17 protein-coding genes are annotated in these 21,848 nt (G+C 37.4%); 6 read left to right on the top strand and 11 right to left on the bottom strand.

From position 1 onward, the window contains the following. Positions 1–57: 57 nt before the first annotated feature. The 3 genes from JKP34_RS05230 to JKP34_RS05220 all read left to right on the top strand — a co-directional run bounded on the left by JKP34_RS05230 (position 58) and on the right by JKP34_RS05220 (position 4,967). Positions 58–3,528, top strand: a complete 3,471-nt coding sequence (locus JKP34_RS05230; RefSeq protein ID WP_201918406.1) for an amidohydrolase family protein — start codon at positions 58–60, stop codon at positions 3,526–3,528. 194 nt (positions 3,529–3,722) lie between these two features. Beyond that, entirely contained in the window at positions 3,723–4,310 is a 588-nt protein-coding gene (locus tag JKP34_RS05225) for a peptidylprolyl isomerase (RefSeq protein WP_201918404.1), read from the top strand. A gap of 48 nt (positions 4,311–4,358) precedes the next feature. Next, on the top strand, positions 4,359–4,967 hold the full coding sequence (locus JKP34_RS05220) for a YkgJ family cysteine cluster protein (protein ID WP_201918402.1): 609 nt from the start codon (positions 4,359–4,361) through the stop codon (positions 4,965–4,967). A gap of 116 nt (positions 4,968–5,083) precedes the next feature. Here JKP34_RS05220 and JKP34_RS05215 read toward each other — a convergent pair whose 3' ends face one another. After that, on the bottom strand, positions 5,084–5,548 hold the full coding sequence (locus JKP34_RS05215; protein ID WP_201918400.1) for a DUF4494 domain-containing protein: 465 nt from the start codon (positions 5,546–5,548) through the stop codon (positions 5,084–5,086). 93 nt (positions 5,549–5,641) lie between these two features. Between JKP34_RS05215 and JKP34_RS05210 the strand changes: the two genes are divergently transcribed. Together JKP34_RS05210 and JKP34_RS05205 are read left to right on the top strand one after the other, a co-directional pair. Beyond that, positions 5,642–6,793 (top strand): THUMP domain-containing class I SAM-dependent RNA methyltransferase, encoded by a 1,152-nt coding sequence (locus JKP34_RS05210; RefSeq protein ID WP_201918399.1) that lies wholly within the window; start codon positions 5,642–5,644, stop codon positions 6,791–6,793. A 14-nt stretch (positions 6,794–6,807) separates the two neighbouring features. Next, positions 6,808–7,830: a hypothetical protein gene (locus JKP34_RS05205; protein WP_201918397.1), complete on the top strand. Its 1,023-nt coding sequence runs from the start codon at positions 6,808–6,810 to the stop codon at positions 7,828–7,830. On the opposite strand, the gene JKP34_RS05200 is transcribed toward JKP34_RS05205, so the two are convergent. From JKP34_RS05200 to JKP34_RS05155, 10 genes are all read right to left on the bottom strand, one after another. Beyond that, positions 7,827–11,264, bottom strand: a complete 3,438-nt coding sequence (locus JKP34_RS05200; RefSeq protein WP_201918395.1) for a sensor histidine kinase — start codon at positions 11,262–11,264, stop codon at positions 7,827–7,829. The genes JKP34_RS05205 and JKP34_RS05200 overlap by 4 nt on opposite strands. Positions 11,265–11,364: 100 nt before the next feature. Next, entirely contained in the window at positions 11,365–12,237 is an 873-nt protein-coding gene (locus JKP34_RS05195; RefSeq protein WP_201918393.1) for a nucleoside phosphorylase, read from the bottom strand. A gap of 4 nt (positions 12,238–12,241) precedes the next feature. Beyond that, positions 12,242–13,237: an oxygen-dependent tRNA uridine(34) hydroxylase TrhO gene (gene trhO / locus JKP34_RS05190; RefSeq protein ID WP_201918391.1), complete on the bottom strand. Its 996-nt coding sequence runs from the start codon at positions 13,235–13,237 to the stop codon at positions 12,242–12,244. Positions 13,238–13,328: 91 nt separating this feature from the next. Next, positions 13,329–13,970, bottom strand: a complete 642-nt coding sequence (locus JKP34_RS05185; RefSeq protein ID WP_201918389.1) for an acetyltransferase — start codon at positions 13,968–13,970, stop codon at positions 13,329–13,331. A 60-nt stretch (positions 13,971–14,030) separates the two neighbouring features. After that, positions 14,031–15,263, bottom strand: a complete 1,233-nt coding sequence (locus JKP34_RS05180; protein WP_201918387.1) for a hypothetical protein — start codon at positions 15,261–15,263, stop codon at positions 14,031–14,033. Beyond that, a complete protein-coding gene (locus tag JKP34_RS05175) occupies positions 15,260–16,516 on the bottom strand; it encodes a DUF2851 family protein (protein ID WP_201918385.1) in 1,257 nt (418 codons plus the stop codon). The genes JKP34_RS05180 and JKP34_RS05175 overlap by 4 nt, the downstream gene beginning before the upstream one ends. Before the next feature lie 43 nt (positions 16,517–16,559). Continuing rightward, positions 16,560–17,642 (bottom strand): aminotransferase class V-fold PLP-dependent enzyme, encoded by a 1,083-nt coding sequence (locus tag JKP34_RS05170; protein ID WP_201918383.1) that lies wholly within the window; start codon positions 17,640–17,642, stop codon positions 16,560–16,562. Further along, entirely contained in the window at positions 17,635–18,819 is a 1,185-nt protein-coding gene (locus tag JKP34_RS05165) for an MFS transporter (RefSeq protein ID WP_201918381.1), read from the bottom strand. Before JKP34_RS05165 ends, JKP34_RS05170 begins: the two co-directional genes overlap by 8 nt. 56 nt (positions 18,820–18,875) lie before the next feature. Next, positions 18,876–19,127: a (2Fe-2S) ferredoxin domain-containing protein gene (locus JKP34_RS05160; protein WP_201918379.1), complete on the bottom strand. Its 252-nt coding sequence runs from the start codon at positions 19,125–19,127 to the stop codon at positions 18,876–18,878. A 60-nt stretch (positions 19,128–19,187) separates the two neighbouring features. After that, positions 19,188–20,777, bottom strand: coding sequence for an acyl-CoA carboxylase subunit beta (locus JKP34_RS05155; protein WP_201918377.1), 1,590 nt, complete (start codon positions 20,775–20,777; stop codon positions 19,188–19,190). Between the two features lie 144 nt (positions 20,778–20,921). On the opposite strand from JKP34_RS05155, the gene JKP34_RS05150 reads away from it, so the two are divergent. Beyond that, complete coding sequence (locus JKP34_RS05150) at positions 20,922–21,842, top strand: Ppx/GppA phosphatase family protein (RefSeq protein WP_201918375.1); 921 nt, start codon at positions 20,922–20,924, stop codon at positions 21,840–21,842. Positions 21,843–21,848: the final 6 nt, after the last annotated feature.

Raw genomic sequence — 21,848 nt, 5'->3', positions numbered from 1 at the left:
CCAGCTAAGCTTAATTATTGGTTATATTACAAAAGCTAAAAATTTAACTTTCAATATATGACCAAGATTAAACCAATACTACTCTGTTTGGTGCTATCATTATGCTTTGGCATTTCGGCCTTCGCTCAGGATGAAGATGCTAAAAAAGAAGAAGCTGACAGCACTAAAAAGGCTACTAAGGAACTTCCCTTAGAGCCAGAAAGGACAATCGAATTCAATACCAAAGAAGGTACATGGCTTTCTGTTGATGTCAGTCCTGATGGCAAAACCATCGTTTTTGACATGATGGGAGATATTTACAGCATGCCTATTGCTGGTGGAACAGCCACCAAATTAACAGAAGGAATGCCTTATGACGTCCATCCACGATTTAGCCCTGATGGTAAGTCAATTGTATTTGTTTCAGACAAAAGCGGTTCAGACAACATCTGGACAATGGAGCTTGAAAGCAAGGAACAAAAACAAATCACTAAGGATAATAATCAGAATTTTTTCTCTGCTGAATGGACACCCGATGGTGAGTACATTATAGGTGCCAAAGGTCGTAGAAATATCAAACTACATATTTACCACAAAGATGGTGGCAGTGGTGCACAGCTAATAGATAAGCCTGAAAACTTAAAGGCTATTGACCCGGCAATTAGCCCTGACGGAAACTTGGTGTATTTCTCAAGAAGAAGAAGTGCCTGGAATTATAATGCACAATTCCCTCAATATCAGATCGGCACTTATGACATGAAAGATGGTGATGTGGCCACTATTACCTCCCGATATGGATCAGCCTTTACGCCAACTATTTCACCTGATGGTAAATGGTTAGTTTATGGCACCAGATTTGAAACTGAAACTGGTCTGGTAAAAAGAAATATTAAAACAGGAGATGAAGAATGGTTAGCCTATCCCGTTCAAAGAGATGAGCAAGAATCTATCGCTCCATTAGGTGTTTACCCAGCCATGTCATTTACTCCTGACAGTCAGCATTTAATTGCCAGTTACGGAGGGAAAATCTATAAAATTGCCATTGATGGAAGTGGTGCTAATGAAATACCTTTTGAAGTTGATCTAAAACTTGAATTAGGACCAAGGCTAAAATTCGAGTATCCTATTTCTGATGAAAAAGAAGCTTTCGTTACTCAAATAAGAGATGCGGTACCTTCACCAGATGGTAGCAAACTAGCCTTCACTGCTTTAAACAGATTATATGTGATGGATTTACCAGATGGTGAACCTAAAAGATTAACAAAAAATGATTTCACAGAGGCCATGCCGACCTGGTCACCAGATGGATCGCAGCTAGTCTTCACCACATGGGAAGAAAAAGAAGGTGGACACTTGTATAAAATTAATGCAAACGGAAAGGGGAAACAAGTTAAATTAACCCAGGAACCTGCACTTTACATTGATCCTGAATGGTCATACACTAAAAATAGAATCGCATTTAACAGAGGAGCCAACCAGGTTTATAAGGATGCTATTGATCCTTTCGGTTCTCTAATGATGGAAGATTTATGCTACATCTCTTCTGATGGTGGAAAAGTTGTTCTTATAGACAAAGCTGAAGGAAGAAACACTCCTCATTTCACCAAGAACGAAGACAGAATCTATCTGAACCATGGCTCAAAAGGTTTAATATCTATCCGTTGGGATGGTACAGATGAGAAAGCACATCTGAAATTAACAGGTATTACCACTTATGGATCATCCATAGACATGATACATGCACATGATGGAAGTCATAACCTTGATATACTTCCTGACTCAGAGTCAGCATGGAGAGAGAATAACAAAGCTTCTAAGCCTTCTGAAATAAGAATTTCGCCAGATGGCACAACCGCACTAGCGAAAATCAATAATGACATCTATTCTGTTACTATTCCGAAGTATGGCCAAACACCATCTATTTCTGTGGCAAGTCCTGAAAGTGCGGCATTCCCGGCTATGAAATTAACCATTATGGGAGGTGAATTTCCTGCATGGGCTGGTAATAGCAATGATGTGCATTGGTCATTAGGAGCCAGTCATTTCATTTATGACGTAGCGGAAGGTAAAGCCTATGCTGACAGCGTAGCAGCAGCCAAAAAAGCTGAAGCAAAAAAGAAAAAAGAAGACAAAAAGGATGAGGAAGAGGTAAAAGAAGATGATGAAGATGGCGGAGAAGAAGAAAAGGCTGAAGCCAAGGCAGAGGAAAGTGATAACAAAAAGAAAGAAGAAGCAGAATTTAAGGCTACTGAATTAAAGATTAAAGTTCCTTACACCAGAGATATACCAGATGGCACTGTGTTATTAAAGGGCGCCCGTATCATTACCATGTCCGATGCAGGTACTATTGAAAAAGGTGATCTTTTAATAGAAAACAATCGCATCAAAGCAGTTGGTGAATCCGGCACTTTAGAAATCCCGAAAGGAACAAAAACTATTGACGCTTCAGGAAAAACCATTACACCGGGTTTTGTAGATACTCACGCACATATGTGGCCTAACTGGGGTGTTCATAAAAATCAGGTTTGGATTTATTCAGCCAACTTAGCATATGGTGTTACCACAACTCGCGATCCGCAAACAGCTACTACCGATGTATTAACTTACTCTGACATGGTAGATGCGGGCATGATTCACGGCCCAAGAGTGTATAGCACTGGCCCTGGTGTTGGTTATTGGGCTTACAAGATTAAGTCGTTAGATCACGCTAAAGATATATTGAAACAATACAGCGAGTACTATAATACCAAGTACATTAAAATGTATTTGGTTGGTAACAGACAGATGCGTCAGTGGGTAATCATGGCTGCAAAAGAATTAGAATTGATGCCTACTACCGAAGGTGGTTTAGATTACAAATTGAACATGACCCAACTATTGGACGGCTACCCAGGACATGAGCATGCTTTACCTATTGCACCAATTTATGGTGATGCTATTAAAACAATTGCTGAATCAAAAATGGCAGTTACGCCAACTTTATTGGTATCATATGGTGGGCCTTGGGCTGAAGAATTTTATTACGCAACTGAAGACCCTTACCACGATGAAAAATTACAATACTTCACTCCTTATGAGGAATTAGCTGGTAAGTCTCGTAGAAGAGGTGCCTGGTTTATGGAGGAAGAGCACGTATTCCCTCGTCATGCCGAAAATATGAAGCGATTGGTGGAAGAAGGCGCCTTGGCTGGAGTAGGTTCCCACGGACAGCTTCAAGGTTTAGGTTACCATTGGGAGCTTTGGTCAATGGCCAGTGGTGGCATGAGTAATATGGATGCTTTAAGAACAGCCACCATACTAGGCGCTGAAGCTTTGGGTCTGGAAAGTGATTTAGGCAGTGTGGAAGAAGGTAAAATTGCCGACCTATTAATCATGGAGAAAAATCCATTGGATAATATCAGAAACTCAAATACTTTATCTCATGTGGTTAAAAATGGTAGAGTGTATAATGCGAATACACTTGATGAAGTAGCTCCTGTTGAGAAAAAAGCTGAGAAATTCTTATGGCAAACTAAAAAACCAGAGAACGTGCCTGGGATGAAAAAGTAAAAAGAGTTTATGGGTAAAGCCACAATCCAAACTTTTTCAAAAAGCTAAACTGATCATCCTATGACTCAAAGTCATAGGATGATTTTTTTTACTAGAATGAAGTTTTTAACTTATAAAAACAAACAGTCCGACTTCCGCTCGAACTCAGTCAAAAACCATTTTTCTTAAAGATGGAAATGCGCTATCTTACTCTGATGAAAAGAATCACTTTATTACTCATAACTATAATCTTAATTTCTTGCTCAACTAAAAAGAAAGAAGTAAAAACTTATAAGCTAGGCCAAATCATCACTCCAAAAGGTGAAATGATTTTCACCATGTCTGATAAAGCAACTAATCATAAAGCTGCCTTTATACGTTTGGCAAAAGCTAATTATTGGGACACACTAACCTTTAATAGAGTGATAGAAAATTTTGTAATTCAGGGTGGCTGTCCTGATACGCCAGAGGGCTTTAATGATCCTGAATACCTCATAGCTCCAGAATTTAATGATTCACTAAAGCACGTATATGGAGCAGTAGGCATAGGTAGAGACATGAATTCTGATAAGAATTCAGCCATTTGTCAATTCTATATTGTGCACAATAAAAAAGGACTTCCGCGTCTTGATGGTGATTATATGATTTTTGGTCAGGTTGTTAAAGGGCTTGATGTTTTAGATGCTTTGGGCAAAGTTGAAACAGATTCTTTAGATGCACCTCTTGCCTCATTAAGTATGGATGTGAATATTCTTGAATTGACCGAGAAGGAAATAAATGAAAGAGAGATAAAAATAAATTAATTCTCTCCGAAATCAGCGATTAGTTTTAAGCGTACTTTTGCGGCCAGAATGTCAATCGTACGCAAAGTAAAAGCTGTAGAACAGTTGTTCAACACTTTACAAGATGAAATCAATCAGTTTAGGGATGTAACTCAATTAAGCTGTTTAACAGGCTGTGGAAAATGTTGCAATAAGCCGGATATTAATGCATCAACCTTGGAGTTTCTTCCTTGGGCCTTTCAGGTTTTTATTAATGGTCAGTCAGCGGAATATCTTGAAAAGTTAGAAAATGATAAAAGCGGAATTTGCCTTTTATACCAACCACTAAGCATTGTGAGCAGCAATAACGGAAAGTGTTCAGACTACGCGTACCGCGGCTTAATTTGTCGTTTATTTGGTTATGGAGCCAGGCGAGATAAACTTAATCAATTAAAAATGGTAAGCTGTCGCCAAATCAAAGAATCACAGGCAGAAGAGTTCCAAAAAGCAGAAGCTGCAATTAATGAGGGACTTTCCATTCCAATTTTTACAGCTTACTACATGAAATTAACACGTATCGACTTCAGATTAGCCAATACCATTGTACCCATTAATAGGGCTATGAAAATAGCACTAGAAGAAGTTCTGCACTATTACGCTTACAGACCTTTACCTAAGAAAAATAGACACTCAGCATAGCTTAAAGTAAGACAAAACCTCAACCTGATAAGCATGTAGACTATAAGCTTATCAGACTTCCGTTCTATAAGTTTTAGTACTAATTTGATCTATTCTCAAATGATAATTGACAATTGTTAATTATCTAATATTTCTTCTTCCTCCTCAGGCGTTACCTCACCAGCATAATTAAATACTTCAATTATTGGGCTTTCAATTACTTCAGGCACCTGGAAACTAACCAGCATATTGTTAAGACTTTCATAAATGCGATCGTAGGCTTCCTTCACATTATGCGCTGTAACAATCATTTGATTTACTATTTTCTTTTCTTTTCCGCTTTCTTCGGCTACATAATAAACCACCTTGCATTTGAACCAAATGTCGATATCTTCATAGTTAAAAACATCAATAATTTTGCTCTTACTTATGCCTGTAATCATAAATTCACCACGAACACGCTCACCCATTTCTTCATAAATGCGGGTTTCAGCTTCTGTAAAAGAAACAGCATCAACCAAATAGGGCTCGGTTACAGATTTTAGTCTGCCATTTTCATCTTCTTTCTGATACTTCACCTTACATAAAAACCACTGCTTCATAAAAATTATATTTTTGTTGAAATGAGAATGCGAATATAAGTCAAAAGCTTTTTGAATCGAAAGGCCTCATAAAATTGTTTAAATTTGCAGCTTATGCAGCAATCAAAAATAGTAATGCCGTGTCCTCCACACATGGCACCCATTTTAAGAAAAGAGCTGGAACAGCTCGGTTACAAAATAGCTAATGAAGGTCCTTTGGAAGTTTCTATTAACGGAACTTACGAAGACTGTATGTTTTTAAATCTTCATTTAAGAACAGCCAATAAGGTTTTATACCAACTAAAAAGTTTCAGATGTAAAAATCCTGACCAGTTATACCAACAATTATATCAGGTAAAATGGGAAGAACATTTGTATGAAGAAGGCTACTTATGCGTAACCTCCTATGTGAATAATGAAAAAATCCTCAATACGCAGTTTGCAAATGTTCGTGTTAAAGATGCTATTGTTGACAGAATAAAGGATCAAACTGGCAATCGACCAGATTCAGGACCTCTCCGTGACCAGATGGTGGTTTTCCTTCATTGGATGGATGAGCAGGCCAGTATTTACTTAGATACTTCCGGAGAAACCATTAGTAAGCATGGCTACCGTAAAATTCCCGGGAAAGCTCCAATGATGGAAGCTTTAGCAGCCGCCACCATTATGGAAAGTAATTGGAAAGCTGATCAGGCATTCATCAACCCTATGTGTGGCTCAGGAACTTTAGCCATTGAAGCTGCTTTAATGGCTGCCAACATTGCTCCCGGGCAGTTTAGAGAAAAGTTTGGCTTTCACTATTTGAAAGGTTTTGATCTGGAGGCTTTTGATCAAATGAAGAAAGCAGCTAAAGAAAAAGAAACTAAACCTAAAAAGGAAATCATTGCCACCGATCATAGCCGTTTGGCGATACAAGCCGCTGAGAAAAATGCAGACTTTGCAGGAGTAAAGGATTTTATCACCTTTAAAAAGTGTGACTTTAGAGATACTGAAATTCCTGAAGGAGAAGGAATAGTCTTTCTTAACCCCGAATATGGCGAGCGTTTAGGGGAAGAAACTGAGCTGGCAAATTTATATGCTCAAATTGGCGACTTCTTTAAGCAAGAGTGTAAAGGTAAAACAGGCTATATTTTTACAGGAAATCTAAAGCTAGCGAAAAGAGTAGGGTTACGAACAAAAAGAAGAATCCCCTTCCTAAATGCAAAAATAGAGTGCAGACTCTTAGAATATGAGCTTTACGCAGGCACGAAAAAAGACAAGAATTAATAACTTAGCTTATTATGAAGGTTGGGAAAAAGGATAAAGAAACTATTGTTAAGGCTCTTTCGCATTGGAAGGAAAAAGGTTTAATTGACGAATCTCTTTCTAAAAAGCTGAACAATACTTTGCAGGAGAAGTCCTTCAATTGGAAAAGTCTTGCTTTCTATGCTTTCATCTTTGCATTGGTTAGTCTTGTAATTGCCGTACTAAGTATTTTTGCAGATAAAGAATTATTGCAATTGATTGATGCAATTATTGAGACTTCTTATACGGTAAAATCAATCGCTTTTGCACTTATAACGGCTGCATTCTATCTGCTTGATATTCGTTATACAAGAGGTAAAATTGCCACAAATAAGTATAGCAAAGAACTGTTTGCCTTATTAGCAGCTATTAGTTTTTCCATCACGATTGGCTTTTTGGCTTTCATGATAGGCGCAGAGAGCAATCCGGGATTTTTAATTTTAATAGCCTCAGCAATCTATTTAGGAATTGCCTTTTATAGAAAGAAGGAGATGTACTGGCTATTTGGCCTAATAGCATTGATTATAGCCTATGGCGCAATCACTGTTCAATATGCAAATGCATCAGATATGTTTCTAGGCATGAATATTATCATGCGCTTTACTTTATTTAGTGCAGTGTTACTAGGTATATGCAGACTACTCAAATCCAAACTCGATCCTTTCTACCATTACACCTACAGCTTTCTGCTGGTATTCAGCTTTGTATCTTTGTGGCTACTTTCAATTTCTGGAAACTATTCTGACTATAATGACTGGATGGAAATAAGACAATATCAATTATGGTTCTACAGCCTCATATTGTTGATAGCTAGTATTGCTGCAATAGTGGTTGGTATTAAACAAGAAGATAATTGGCTTAAAAATACTGGGATCGTATTTGTATTCCTTAACCTTTACACGCGCTACTTTGAGTACTTCTGGGATAGCATGCACAAAGCCCTATTTTTTGCTCTCATTGCCATTTCCTTCTGGGTAGTTGGTAAACAGGCCGAAAAAATCTGGAGTAAGGAAGATTAAACGGTTTCCTCAACTTCTTCTACTACTGCAGGAAAAGGAATTTGCACAAGAAATGCAGAGCTTGATTCAAATGAAGGATCCACAATTATGCTGCCTCCTAGCTTTTTAACAGCCATTTTAGTACTGTAAAGTCCTAAACCTGTACCGGGATTTCTATCATTGGCAATAAAGAACATATCGAAAACTTTATCGCGAAACTCCTCAGGAATTCCTACCCCAAAATCCTCAAAAACAATCCTATAGGTTTTGGATTGTTCGTTACTTCTAAACTGGATATTCACCTTAGTTTTCTCTCCTGGTTTGCTAAACTTCAAGGCATTGCTGAATAAGTTGGAGAAAATTATTTTAAGCAAGATGAAATCACACTTTATCAGTGTATCATCCTCAACCCCGTAGTAATCACAGTTTATGAATTGCTCAATTTGCTCATTATCAGGAATATTATCCTTTAATGCTTGATGAATTACATCCATTAGCCTAAACTCAGATATTTCAGCATTTGTATGCTTAATCTTATTAATTTTTTGCAGGTTAAAAAGAATTTCAGACATACGCTTAGCGGTATCATCCATCTTTCTTAAGTACTCATGCATTTGTTTATCCGGACCATCTTTTAAAGCTAAATATGTAAGTCCAAGAATGGTAGAAACCGGGCCTTTTAAATCATGTGCTGCTCTGTAGAAAAAAGTATCAAGCTCGTGATTAGAAGCGAATAGCTCACGGTTAGTTTCCCTTAACTCCTTAGTTCTTGACTTTACCGTTTGCTCAAGTTGGATGTTAGCAAGCTTTAATTCATCATTCTGCTTTTGAATGATTTTATTTTGCTTCATAATTTCCTCATGCTGTAAACTTATCTGGTCTTTTTGCTCATTTACAAGTGATTGGTTTTTAAGAAGCCTTTGATTAACCTGTTCAATTTCTTTAGTTCTTTCACCTACTAAGGTTTTGAGTTTCTGTTTTGACTTGCGCAGATTGTAAATTCTCCACCTTATGTAGCCGAATATAACAAGCCCACCAAGCAGCACCACAAAAACCTGGAACCAAAGGGTTTGCCAAAACGGAGGAATCACACTTAAGGAGACACTCATGGTGTTTGGTGACCAAACTCCATCACTATTAGTAGCCCTAACCTGTAATTTGTAGTCCCCTGCAGGTAAATTGGTATATGAAAAATGTCTTCTATTCTTATTATCCACCCATTCATTGTCAAAACCTACCAGCCTGTAGGCATAACGATTGTCGTTAACGGAAGTATAGTCAGTTGCTGCCACTTCAAAGGAAATTAGATAATCATTGTGCTTGAGTAGAATTGTATCCTCATGGAAATCTAGCCGTTTTTTGGTTTTCTTGTTATTGAAAATGTCTACCCCAACAAGACGTACATCTGGTTCATAAGTAGCATCTTGGATATTAGATGGATGAAAAACATTTAGCCCGTTATATCCTCCCATGAAGATTCTTCCGTCACTGCTTTTAAATGCAGATCTCCTTATAAATTCCTGACCTTGCAACCCATCATTTGTGGAATAGCTCCTGAATTCTTCTGTTATAGGGTTGAAGCTTGCCATACCTTGAAAAGTGGTGATCCATAATTTGTGATCATCATCCTCCACAATAGCAGCAATATTATTATTAGGCAATCCATCCGATGTTGTAAAATGCTGGAAACGAATATCCCCATCGTCAGTTTCTACCATTTTCGAAATACCTCCTCCTCCAGTTCCTATCCACATAGTTCCGTTAGAGTCCATATATAAAACCCTTACAATGTCATAATTCAGGCTTAGACTGTCATCAGCATTATATTGGAAGTGTTTAAAACCATCCGTTGATGGATCATAAAGATTCAATCCGAAATCAGTACCAACCCAGAGTCTTCCTTTGCTGTCATAGGTTATTGCATGCACTCTATTGTTTGAAAGGCTGGAGGGGTTATCCTTATCATTCACGTAATGTTTAAAAGTTCCCGATTGCTTATCATAGTAATCTAAACCTCCACCTATTAATCCAATCCAAAGATTGCCAATTTCATCTTCCTCAATTGATTCAATATAGTTTGAACCTATTGAGCTTTTATCATCAGGATCGTGCGTATAAGATGTCAGCTTCCCTGTTTTTCTATCATATTTTGACAATCCATAATTCCAGAGACCAACCCATAATGTATTTTCACTATCTTCATAAAGGAGCCATCCTCTGTCATCAAGTTTTTCAGAAGCACTTCCAATTATATTCTTAAACTTTAAATTCCCTGATTTGTCGCTGTCGTTAGTTATGATGTCTATACCAGCATCAGTCGCCACATATATCTGGCCACCCTTATCTTCATAAATATAGTTTACGGCTGAATGCGAAAGTGTATTAGGTTCATCTTTTCTAGCTGTGTAATGCTTGAATTTATTAGCTTCAAGATTAAAATAATTCAAGCCTCCTCCATGAGTACCAACCCAGTAATTTGAGGCTTCATCTTTATACATGGCAACAACTCTATCTTCTGAAAGCGTAGAAATTTTATTGCTTTGTTTAAAAGTAAATTCTACCTCTTTATCACTATTTACGTAGAAAAGACCTTCACCAAATGTGCCTATCCATACGGAGCTATTATCACCAGGATAAATTTTACGGGCATAAACAGGATCTTCATCATCAGTGCTAAGCTTAATATGATGAAAAGTATTGTCCATTCTTTCTTTGAAAAAAACACCATCACCCTTAGTAGCAATCCATAAAGTACCATTGTCGTCCAAGTAAAGATCGCGCACATCAATGGATGCACCATCTTGTTTAACCTTTGGAAAATGCGTGGTGGTTTTTGTTTTAATATCAAAAAGGTCAAGTCCGTTGCGAGTACCTACCCATAGTTTATTGGCTTCCTCAGCTTTAATCAAAGCATAAACTACATTATTCACTAAATCACCCTTGTCCTTTTCAGCTGTATAATGGCTGAATGATTCTTCTCTAATATTCATTTGATTGAGACCACTTTTGGTACCCATCCAAAGCGTATTTTCATCTGTTTGAACAATGTTGTATACAACATTATCATTGATTCCGTTAGCTTTCTGTGATTCCGCAGTATACCTAACAAAAGTCTCTTTTCTATCAAACTTATTCAGTCCGCCACCATATGTACCAACCCAAATATTACCTTTTGGATCCTCATACAATACCTTTACATAATTATTGCTTAAGCTTGTGGAATCGTCAATTTTAAAGTAGTATGTTCTGAAATTGCCTCCATCGAAGCGGTTGAGACCATCCTGGGTACCAAACCACATAAAACCCTCGCTATCTTGTAAAATAGCTTCGACTATATTTTGTGAAAGGCCGTCATCAACGGAATAGCTATTGAAGCGCATCTGCTCGTAAGGCTCTTGCGCAAACATTCTGAAGCTAATAGATAGGAAGCAAATTATGCGAAAAACGTTAGTCATATAATCCGTGTATCCCAATTAATTTAAAGTATAATTAATTCAGAAACAATGGATTTCGATAAACAGTTGTGCTATAATAACACCGCTTGATTATGTTAAACTAATCTAGTTCAACCGCCTTATCTAATACATATTTGATAAGATTATCGATGGTTTTATCTGCATGTTTAGAGAATTCCTTTGTAGCCCTATTTGCAATAATTGCATTACAACTTATGACCTCATGTCCGTATAAGCGCCCTAATGCATAATAACCAGCTGTTTCCATCTCAAAATTGGTGAGCCATAAATCACCGTAATGAAATTCAGCAAGTTTATCTACAATATTAGGATAGCGAATAGGTATCCTCATTTCACGGCCTTGAGGCGCATAAAACCCAGGACAAGTTACAGTATTTCCCACTCCTGTATCGGTTGAGAAATGCTTAAATAATTTAGACGAACCTTCAACGCAATAAGGTCTGAAGGGTAATTCAGCCTCTAATTGTAAAGCTGCCTCTACATTTTCTTCGGCTTCAGTTCGGTTCAGATTGTAGAAATACATTAAGGTATCAAGACCTATCGCATATTGCGAAACAAGCAAAGAATCTAAAGGAACATCTTCTTGTAGAGCTCCGGAAGTACCTATGCGAATTATCTTCAATGACTTTTTACGAGATTTGTTCTCTCGCTTTTTCAAGTTGATATTAGTAATGATATCAAGCTCAGTCATCATGATTTCGACATTATCGGTACCCATACCTGTAGACATTACAGTTATTTTCCGTCCTTTGTATAAGCCGGTATGCGTGATAAACTCACGCTTATTCATTTCAAAAGTAACCTCATCAAAATACTGACTTACCTTATGCACACGACTGGGATCACCCACGGTGAGGATAATATCAGAAATATCCTGAGGCCTTAAACTCAAGTGATAAACAGATCCATCTTTATTCAGGATTAATTCGGACTCAGGATATTTTGGTTGCATAGGATTAAGTTGTTGCCTGGTTTTTCTTTTCTTTTAAAAGATTTCTTCTTTGAAATCCTTTATACGGGTTATAGCCATTTGACTCTTTCTGATAGTAGCCTGTGCCGTCATAAGGTCTTTTTTCAGGATGCTCTTTACATTCAACAGAGCAAGCACCTTCCATTTCTTCCCCACAAGCCTCACATATTGGCACATGAATATTACAAGTAGGGTTAGCGCAATTTACCATTCTATCAGAAGGTTCATCACATACATAACATTTTGAAACTACCTTAGGATTCACTTTGTTCACGTCAACTGCTAGTCTACTGTCAAACACATAGCATTTACCCTCAAAATCTTCTCCTTCGGCTTCCAGTCCGTATTTTATTATACCACCATGTAGCTGATGAACATTATCAAAACCTTGCTCCAAAAGGTATGCACTAGCTTTCTCACATTTAATGCCTCCGGTGCAATAGGTCACTATTTTCTTTCCTTTATACTGCTCCAGCTCATTGATTTTATCAGGGAAATCCCTGAAATTATCGATATCCAAAGTTACAGCATTCTTAAACTTACCGAGCTTATGTTCGTAATTCGAACGTACATCCAGGATTACAAAATCATCCTGATTCTTAATCATTTCCCTGAGCTGATCAGGCTCTACGTAAGCCCCTGTTTTTTTGGTGGGATCAATTTCTTTCAAGCTTGAATGGACAATTTCATCCTTCACGCGAACATGTAGTTTCTTGAAGGTATGATCTGGAACCAATTCTTCCTTAAACTCAATATCAGCAAATCTCGGATCAGATTTTACCGTTTTCATGTACTCATCTACTTCCTTCGCTGAACCTGATACTGTACCGTTTAAACCTTCTGAAGCTATAATGATTCTGCCTCTTAAGTTAAGGTCTAAACATAGCAGATGATGCTGATCTCTGAACTCATCTGGTTTTTCAATTTCTGAATAGCAGTAATATAAAATTACCTTGTACTGATTGTTTGTTGTATTTTCCATAACTCCTGCCTTAGTGTAAATAAGGTGAAATATTTATTTTGTTTTATGATTTACTATCTTCTACCTCCCAACCTCACTCTCCTAACTCTAACTATAATTCTACTTTTTTTGCGGGATTTCCAAATACGGTTTCCCCATCTTTAACATCTTGAACTACTACAGAACCAGCACCAATATTAGCTTTCTTACCAATCTTCACGCCTGCCACTATTGTAACACCCGAACCAATAAAAGTTTCAGCACCCACAGTTACATTGCTATTTATTCTGGCTCCTGCACCCACCTGAACATAGTCACCTAATTCAGCATTATATTCAATGATTGCACCACTATGAATTAAGCAATGGTTAGGGATTTTAGCATTGGCACTAACTAAAGCATTTGCATTAATAAAATTACCATAGCCAATATGTGCTAAGTCCGAAATATGTGCTTTGTCATGAATGGCATTGGCCGGCATTACCTTTCTTCTATCGTTTAGGAGTTTTACCAGCTTCTTTCTTGCCGTAATATTCTCTTCTGAAATAAAAGCATCGCATTTTTTACCAATGTATTTGAGGTAACCATCATCAGTAGTTTCACCCAACACAGAAATTAAGTCAATTTCCTTTCCGTGCATTTCTTTATCATCATCTAAAAAGCAATACACTTCCATTCCGTTGCTTTTAAAAACTTCAGCAGCAGATGGCCCTATTCCTTTCGCCCCTAATATTATAACTGGTTTTTTATCCATAGTAATTTTTTGAAGGAACAAAGTTACAGCTTATACAAGATTCATCAAATAAAAAAGAGGCTACTTCCTAACGCTTAAGTATTTATTAATAAGGTAAAGATTTAGTAACCAAGCTATTGGCATATAAGCAACTCTATAGCGTACCAAAGAACCGAAATTTGGAGTTGATAAACTGATAATGGTAGCCATAGCAGCAATATAAATGAAGCCTGAAATGATCCAGAATCGTTCATTTTCAGGCAAATCAATTTTAAAAATGCTGAAAATTGCGAATGCAGTAGTCACTGTAAACATAAACTGTTCTGCACCTACTAGCCCAGAAATAACAGTGTTTACTTCCCATAAGAATGGCCTAAAGAGCCCGGTAAAAAATGCATAAGGCGCATTAAATATTACGAACTGCATATTGTCAGAGTAATCAATAAATGTGAAATTACTACCTGCCTTGCTGCTCAAAATTGACTCATAGCTTTTGCGGACCAAGTCAAAAAACAAACCACTATTAAAAACAGGATGTAGCAAGGAAACTGCAGCAATAGACACTAGCATAAGTCCTAAAAACAACATCACTTTCTTCTCAAAACTAAGCCGTTGTAATAGTTTATAATTAGCCGTAAATAACTCAGCAAGACCCAAAAGAGGTAACAATAGTATAGGAACATAATACTTTAGCTTCCAAAGCAGAATGGTTGATACCAATAAAATAATAATAGGGAGAATACCTTTGGAAGTTTTCCAATTAAGATAGGAGCAGCCTATAGATGCCATCAAACCTAACATTAATGTTTCTTTCAATATGCCCGATGTCCAAAACAGGATTGAAGGCACAAATAATATAGAAGCATAAATAAGCCACGATTTAATACCAGTTCGTTTAAGTTCTTTAACTAAAAGCCAGGTAGGAATTACCGAAATAGCAGTAATTATAAAACTCAATAACATAAAATCACCCTGCGCCAAGGGCATAAGTAAACTCAAAAAGATTGTGAAAAACCTGCTTCTTTCTTCGAGAGGAAGAATGTGAGCTGCTGCTTCACTAGCTTCAAAACCAATCCATTGTAAAAAACCTATGGAGCCATTTTGAAATTGTTTATACCAAGCGCTGGCATTATCAAAAAAGACAAACATATCACCAGTACCTTGATAGTAACTTTTATATAGCCAGCTTACAGCTAGAACTGCTATGATCTTTAAGCCTAAATAGCTGTAGAAAACCTTAAACTCGCGTTTGGCATTGTACTTTTGAAATAGCACAAGAAGTGCAACTAATATCAGATAAGCGAGGAATATCATTTGCCTCTATTCATTATAGAAACTCCTATTTTACAGTTAAGGCATTTCCTTTCTGTGCAGTAGGCATTATGAAGCTGAACATATCCCTGCGATTCAAATGCACTTCTTATTTGCTCACCTAATGCAACATACTTTCTGGTTATCGCATTATTTTCTCCTTTTAATTGCTCCAAAGTGTCAAGTGCCAAATCCATGTATTTAGTTTCATCTATACTTCTGGAATATAGCGCTAATAACGGAGGAGCTACATTTAGCATGATATTTTCGATTGATGTTGTTCCAAGCTTCATTTCTTCTCCCTCATTCCAATAATCTTTAGCAGTAATGCTCAGTGATTTCTTTAAGCTTTTAATCTCCAAATCTTTAATGAAACTTGTAAAAAGACTATCAACAGAACAAATTATTTGCACTAGTTGAGCCAACCTAACAGTTGGAAAATTAGCAGGCCGCAACCTTAAAAACTTCCATTCATGCTTACTTAATTTATCCTTAAGCTGGTGTTTATGCTGATAAAATAACCACTCCTTTTTTAATTGGACTCTAGCTTCATCTTCAAACTCGTCATCTAAAAATCCTGCCATGCCAAATAATAGGCACTGTACAATTGTGCTGTTATTTTTATATTTTCTGAGCAGCGCATAAGGAAGTAAAGTAGCCAATCGTTCGAAGGCATGGCTGTTAATTTTAAAACCTAAAGCAGAGAGCAGCATAAAATAAGTAGTCTCTTCCCAATCACCCTGGGTTCTCTTTTGAAACTTAGTAGCTTTGGTTGATTTCTCATAAAGCCTTTCTATTACTGCTGCCTCAAGCATTTGATATTTTGTGAGTGAATTAACTTCAGGCCAGAAATGAGCACAAGGGATTACAGACTGGGAACTGATAATTCCCTCATACTGACTGATCAAGCCCGGGTCAACTTTGTTCTTCATTGAAAGTGTAGGGATTGCATTTCCATCAACCATATACTCGATGGGCTCATCAGCTTCCCATACCACATGCAAAATTACATTCTCATAATTAGGATCATGCTGATGCTTGTGCTTTAACCAATCAGAGGCCTTCAGGTGTATTTCAACAGCTCCCACCCATTCTATATCCCCAATTTTTATTCGAGCTTCCTTAAAATCAGGGCCAGCATTAGTATTGTGTTGTCCATTACTAAATATGGTTATAGGATCTCCTCCTTCGGTTAATAGATTTTCCGAATTGAACTTTTGGTACTGCCAGATAAAATGTAAAAAGGCTTCTTGCATGAAGCCTTCAAAATACAAAATTATCAGAATTAGCTATATAAAATCAAGGCTTGAATTTAGCTATGGTATCAACTAACATTTCTACTTGTTCCTTTGAATGAGTAGGAAAGTTAGCCATACGAACCTGACTATCTTTATATTGACCATAGCCTGTACCTATATTCATTTTCTTTTCTGCCAGGTACTGGATTAGCTTTTTACTGCTAAAATCAGTCTCAGCTACCTTAACCGTTTTTGAGCGCCACTTATCTTCTTTCACAAAATGTCTAAGATTAGGATGCTCGTCAATTGCCATATTCATTATAGCAGACTTATAATCTATCTCTCTTCTGATAGCTGTAATGCCTTTGGTAAGCATATCTTCAGCAACCTTGCTCAGCAAATAGATGCCCAAAATGTTGGGAGTTTCTGTCGTTTGAAACTGAGCTGCCTTTTCAACCATTTCAGGTAATTTATGGTAAGAACCAATCACTTTTCCTTTGGCAGCCAGTTGTTCTGCTTTTTCAACACATCTGTTATTTACAATCCAGATTCCCAAACCTGCAGGTAAACCGAAAGCCTTTTGGACAGAAAAGTAGAGTGTATCAATTTTAGAAAAATCAATAGGGTACACAGGAACCGCTGACACACCATCTACAGCGATTAACTTATCAGGAAACTTTTCACGCAATTCATAAATGGTTTCTAAAGGTATATGAGCACCCGTTCCAGACTCATTGAGACAAATTGTAATCAATTCATCAGAGGTTGATGGCTTTATCTGACCTAACTCAGGAACTGTGCCATCCTCAACAATAAGGCTACTGGCATTTCGCTGCAAGTCATCAGCAATCTTGAAGAAACGAGAAGAAAAAGCCCCCATAGACAAGTGATAACTGTCATGTTCCACGCAGTTCAGAATAATACGCTCCCAAGCTTCATTAGCCGATGAAGTTATCAACACATGATAATCATCTGGTATTTCCATCAGCAACTTTAAATTGTTAGCGCACTCCTTGTAAATATCCTTAAATACTTGGCCTCTATGTGAGGTACTGGTAATGCCCTGCTTAAGGGCATTTTTTATGTGCTCTTCAACGGTAAAATATAAAGCTGTTGGTCCGGGGGTAAAATGTAAATCAGGCATTGGCTACTGCTGGGGTTACTTGTGTTTTAGTTTGATAATCTTTCAAAGTGATAGTAAAAAATAAAATTACAGGAATAATCATTCCTATTGCGCAGTATAAATACATTTCTGATAAAGAGAAAATTTCTGCCACATTACCTAACACAAATGAGCCAATTCCTATACCTAAATCTATAGCCGAGAAAAATGTACTGGTAGCCACACCACGTTTTGCAGGCTTCACCATATTGATCACCATAGTTTGTAGCGTTGGCATTACTATGCCATTACCTAAGCCTAATACAAATGCTGCCACTAAAAATGGTGTTAAGCTTTGACTTTGCGATAACAAAATAAGTCCTGCAATTGTACCCGCAAAACTCAGAACCATTACGAAACCAGGTCCTTTTGTATCAACCCATTTGCCAGTCATTGGTCGGATGATGCTAACGCCAATTGCGTAAATAAGGAAGAACAGACCAGTATTTTCTATGGAAATTTCTTTTGCAAACAAGGTTATAAATGACATAATACCGGCAAATGGAAAGGCTAGCAGTAGCATCACCATAGATACTTTCACCACTTTTGGTTCAAATACATTTGCCCACTCCAGCTTATTCTTCCTGTTGCTAATTTTGGGATGGTTCACAAAATATGACAAACCAACCGCTATTACACAAAGCACCCCTGATGAGAGAAAAAGAAAAGTATAACTGCCTGTAATATCTAATATTTGCAGACCAACTAATGGGCCAACTGCCATGCTCAATGTCATCGACAAACCAAATATACCAATACCTTCTCCCCTTCTGCTTTCAGGCACAATATCAGAGGTTATAGTTCCACCACCTGTAGTAACCATTCCCCAAAAGCCACCATTTACCAATCTTAAAAACAGCAAGAAGATAAATGAGGCAGCCAGACCATAAGCAGCCATTACAATGGCATAGGCACACATAGATACCAGAAATAGTTTTCTGCGTCCGTACTTATCAAATAAATAACCACTAAATGGCCTTATAATAAGTGCTGAAAGGGCATAAATCCCTATAATATAACCAACCTTACCTTTGTCTTCATTTAAAACATCTGTTACAAAGGTTGGTAAGGTTGGAAGCAAAAAATAGAATGACACCGCCATGATGAGGTAGCTAAAGCAGTGTAAAAGAAAGTCTTTGGTGTATAATTTTTCAGTCATTGAATTTTAGTTAAGAGTTTAAGTATTGGAAATGATATAGAAGTATTACCTCATACCTACTGACAAGCTCTAATAATGCTGTCAATATCTTTTCCGCCCACTTCCTGATAAAGCTTATTTCCGTAGACTAAATTGGGTCCACATTTACAAGCATCCATACATTTGGTGTTTACTACTCTTACTCTTTTATGCATTTTATTCTCCTTCAACTGCTGTTTTAACTCCTTGCGCACATGACTACTACCACGTTTTAAACAACTTTTTGATTGACAAATGAAAAGATATTTTTGTTCCTCAGTTTCCTGCATAATAAAAAAGGCTATGAAGTATACTCCATAGCCTTTATAATGTTTCTTTACTTCTGGTTTTTATAAAGGAATATTACCATGCTTCTTCTTAGGTAATGTATCTACTTTATTTTCAAGCATCTTAAAAGCTCTAATAAGTTTCAACCTCGTATTTTCAGGCATAATCACCTCATCAACATAACCTCTGTGTGCAGCTCTGTATGGGTTAGCAAACTTTTCGGTGTATTCTTCAACCTTCTCATCTAGTTTGGCTTGTTTATCATCAGCTGCCGCAATTTCCTTTCTAAAAATTATTTCAGCAGCTCCTTTTGCACCCATTACAGCAATCTCTGCAGTAGGCCACGCATAATTCATATCTGCACCAATATGCTTTGAGTTCATCACATCATAGGCACCACCATAAGCTTTTCTGGTAATAACGGTAACTCTTGGTACTGTAGCTTCGCTGAAGGCATAAAGTAACTTGGCTCCATTTGATATGATACCATTCCATTCCTGATCAGTCCCTGGTAAGAAACCAGGCACATCTTCAAATACCAATAAAGGAATATTAAAGCTATCGCAGAAGCGAACGAAACGAGCGCCTTTTTTACTAGCCTCATTATCTAATACTCCAGCAAGGGATGCTGGTTGGTTACCTACCACACCGATACTTCTGCCAGCCAAGTGCGCAAAACCTACTACGATGTTTTCAGCATAGTTCTTATGTACTTCAAAGAAGCTTCCCTCATCTACTGTACCTTCTATTACCTCACGCATATCATAAGGCTGGTTAGGATTATCAGGTACTAATTCATTAAGCGCTTTTCGTGACTCATCCTCCTTAAGTTCATAAGGCAATGAAGGTGGATTATCCTCACAGTTTTGAGGGATATATTTTAATAAAGTTTTAATATTATTAATGGCTTCCAACTCATTGGCACAAGAGAAATGTGTAACACCACTCTTGGTACTATGTGTACTAGCACCACCTAATTCTTCTGAAGTTACGTCCTCCTGAGTAACAGTTTTAACCACATTAGGACCTGTTACAAACATGTAACTGGTATTTTCAACCATCATGATAAAGTCTGTGATGGCAGGAGAATAAACTGCTCCACCAGCACATGGCCCCATAATCGCAGAAATCTGAGGTACAACTCCTGATGCCCTTACATTACGATAGAAGATATCTGCATAACCTCCTAGAGATACTACACCTTCCTGAATTCGTGCTCCTCCAGAATCGTTTAGGCCAATTACAGGTGCACCATTTTTCATGGCTAAATCCATAATCTTAACAATCTTCTCAGCATGCGTTTCTGAAAGAGAACCACCAAATACGGTGAAATCCTGAGAGAAAACATAAACCACTCTCCCATTAATAGTTCCGTAACCTGTTACAACTCCATCACCAGGGTAATGCTGCTTATCTAGCCCAAAATCCTTTGCTCTATGCATCACAAACTTACCAATCTCCTCAAAAGAGCCTTCATCCATCAACAAATCAATACGCTCACGAGCAGTAAGCTTGCCTTTGTCATGCTGCTGTTTAATACGTGCTTCACCACCACCTAAGAGGGCTTCCTCATTTTTTTGTTTGAGTAGTTCAAATTTCTCTTTAGTAGTTGGTTTTGTATATACAGGTTTACTTTTATCGCTTTTGGACATAGTGAATGATTTATTATTTTTTCAAATATAGTTGAGGCAATACGAAAAACGAACTTTTATAGGGTCAATAATTGTATTTTACTCAGCATTGCGCATAACCTTTTATATGGTATATTGCGCAAAATTTCTGTTAAGGTAGATTTTATGAGCAAGATAGCCATCATAGATATTGGCACTAACACATTCCATTTAATGATTGTGGATTTGGCAAACCATAATAAGGTAATGCATAAGGAAAAAGTGGCCGTGCGTCTGGGTAAGGATGGCATTAGCAATAATAAGATTACCGAAGATGCACAGAAAAGAGCCATCAATACGCTTAGCCTGTTTAAAACTACCGCAGAAGCACACCACGTGGAATCAATTCATGCTACTGCAACATCGGCAGTTAGAAATGCAGATAATGGACAAGAGCTTGTGGAGCTGGTGAAAGAGGCCACAGGTATTGAAATAGCCATTATTTCAGGTGCTCAGGAAGCCACTTATATTTATAATGGAGTAAAGCAAGCGCTAACAATAGGTAAAGAACCTGCACTGGTGATGGACATTGGAGGAGGCAGCGTAGAGTTTATCCTTTGTGATCAAGACAATATTTTTTGGTTAGAGAGTTTTGAAATAGGAGCTCAGAGGCTGCTCGACAAATTTCATGAGCATGACCCTATACAACCAAAAGATATTGTAAGACTTAAAGATTTTTTAGATACTTCATTAAAGAGCTTACAAGAGCAATTAGAGAAACATCAACCAAAACACCTGATTGGATCTTCAGGCACTTTCGATACGTTGGTGGATATCGCCTTTGCTGAACAAAATAAATTAAAGCCGGACGATCCTTCTTTCAGTCTTTCTATTGAAGAATTTAATGGTATCTATCATGAACTAATTGAAAAAAACCGAGCAGAACGTCTTGAAATTCCTGGCATGCTGGAAATGCGTGTTGACATGATTGTTGTAGCCAGCTGTCTGATAGATTATATCCTAAAAATTAATGATTTTGATACCATTCATGTTTCCACGTATTCTCTGAAGGAGGGCTTATTAAGCGAAATAATGGAGCAGGTTTAATCAGTT

The organism is Marivirga atlantica (assembly GCF_016734805.1).
In the GTDB taxonomy this organism is placed as follows: domain Bacteria; phylum Bacteroidota; class Bacteroidia; order Cytophagales; family Cyclobacteriaceae; genus Marivirga; species Marivirga atlantica.
The sequence above is the reverse complement of the archived record's forward strand: the minus strand, read 5'-3'. Positions and strand labels throughout refer to the sequence as shown.

Coding starts and splice junctions, on each gene's coding strand:
- JKP34_RS05230 (WP_201918406.1), top strand. CDS start 58: ATGACCAAGATTAAACCAATACTACTCTGTTTGGTGCTATCATTATGC.
- JKP34_RS05225 (WP_201918404.1), top strand. CDS start 3,723: ATGAAAAGAATCACTTTATTACTCATAACTATAATCTTAATTTCTTGC.
- JKP34_RS05220 (WP_201918402.1), top strand. CDS start 4,359: ATGTCAATCGTACGCAAAGTAAAAGCTGTAGAACAGTTGTTCAACACT.
- JKP34_RS05215 (WP_201918400.1), bottom strand. CDS start 5,548: ATGAAGCAGTGGTTTTTATGTAAGGTGAAGTATCAGAAAGAAGATGAA.
- JKP34_RS05210 (WP_201918399.1), top strand. CDS start 5,642: ATGCAGCAATCAAAAATAGTAATGCCGTGTCCTCCACACATGGCACCC.
- JKP34_RS05205 (WP_201918397.1), top strand. CDS start 6,808: ATGAAGGTTGGGAAAAAGGATAAAGAAACTATTGTTAAGGCTCTTTCG.
- JKP34_RS05200 (WP_201918395.1), bottom strand. CDS start 11,264: ATGACTAACGTTTTTCGCATAATTTGCTTCCTATCTATTAGCTTCAGA.
- JKP34_RS05195 (WP_201918393.1), bottom strand. CDS start 12,237: ATGCAACCAAAATATCCTGAGTCCGAATTAATCCTGAATAAAGATGGA.
- trhO (WP_201918391.1), bottom strand. CDS start 13,237: ATGGAAAATACAACAAACAATCAGTACAAGGTAATTTTATATTACTGC.
- JKP34_RS05185 (WP_201918389.1), bottom strand. CDS start 13,970: ATGGATAAAAAACCAGTTATAATATTAGGGGCGAAAGGAATAGGGCCA.
- JKP34_RS05180 (WP_201918387.1), bottom strand. CDS start 15,263: ATGATATTCCTCGCTTATCTGATATTAGTTGCACTTCTTGTGCTATTT.
- JKP34_RS05175 (WP_201918385.1), bottom strand. CDS start 16,516: ATGCAAGAAGCCTTTTTACATTTTATCTGGCAGTACCAAAAGTTCAAT.
- JKP34_RS05170 (WP_201918383.1), bottom strand. CDS start 17,642: ATGCCTGATTTACATTTTACCCCCGGACCAACAGCTTTATATTTTACC.
- JKP34_RS05165 (WP_201918381.1), bottom strand. CDS start 18,819: ATGACTGAAAAATTATACACCAAAGACTTTCTTTTACACTGCTTTAGC.
- JKP34_RS05160 (WP_201918379.1), bottom strand. CDS start 19,127: ATGCAGGAAACTGAGGAACAAAAATATCTTTTCATTTGTCAATCAAAA.
- JKP34_RS05155 (WP_201918377.1), bottom strand. CDS start 20,777: ATGTCCAAAAGCGATAAAAGTAAACCTGTATATACAAAACCAACTACT.
- JKP34_RS05150 (WP_201918375.1), top strand. CDS start 20,922: ATGAGCAAGATAGCCATCATAGATATTGGCACTAACACATTCCATTTA.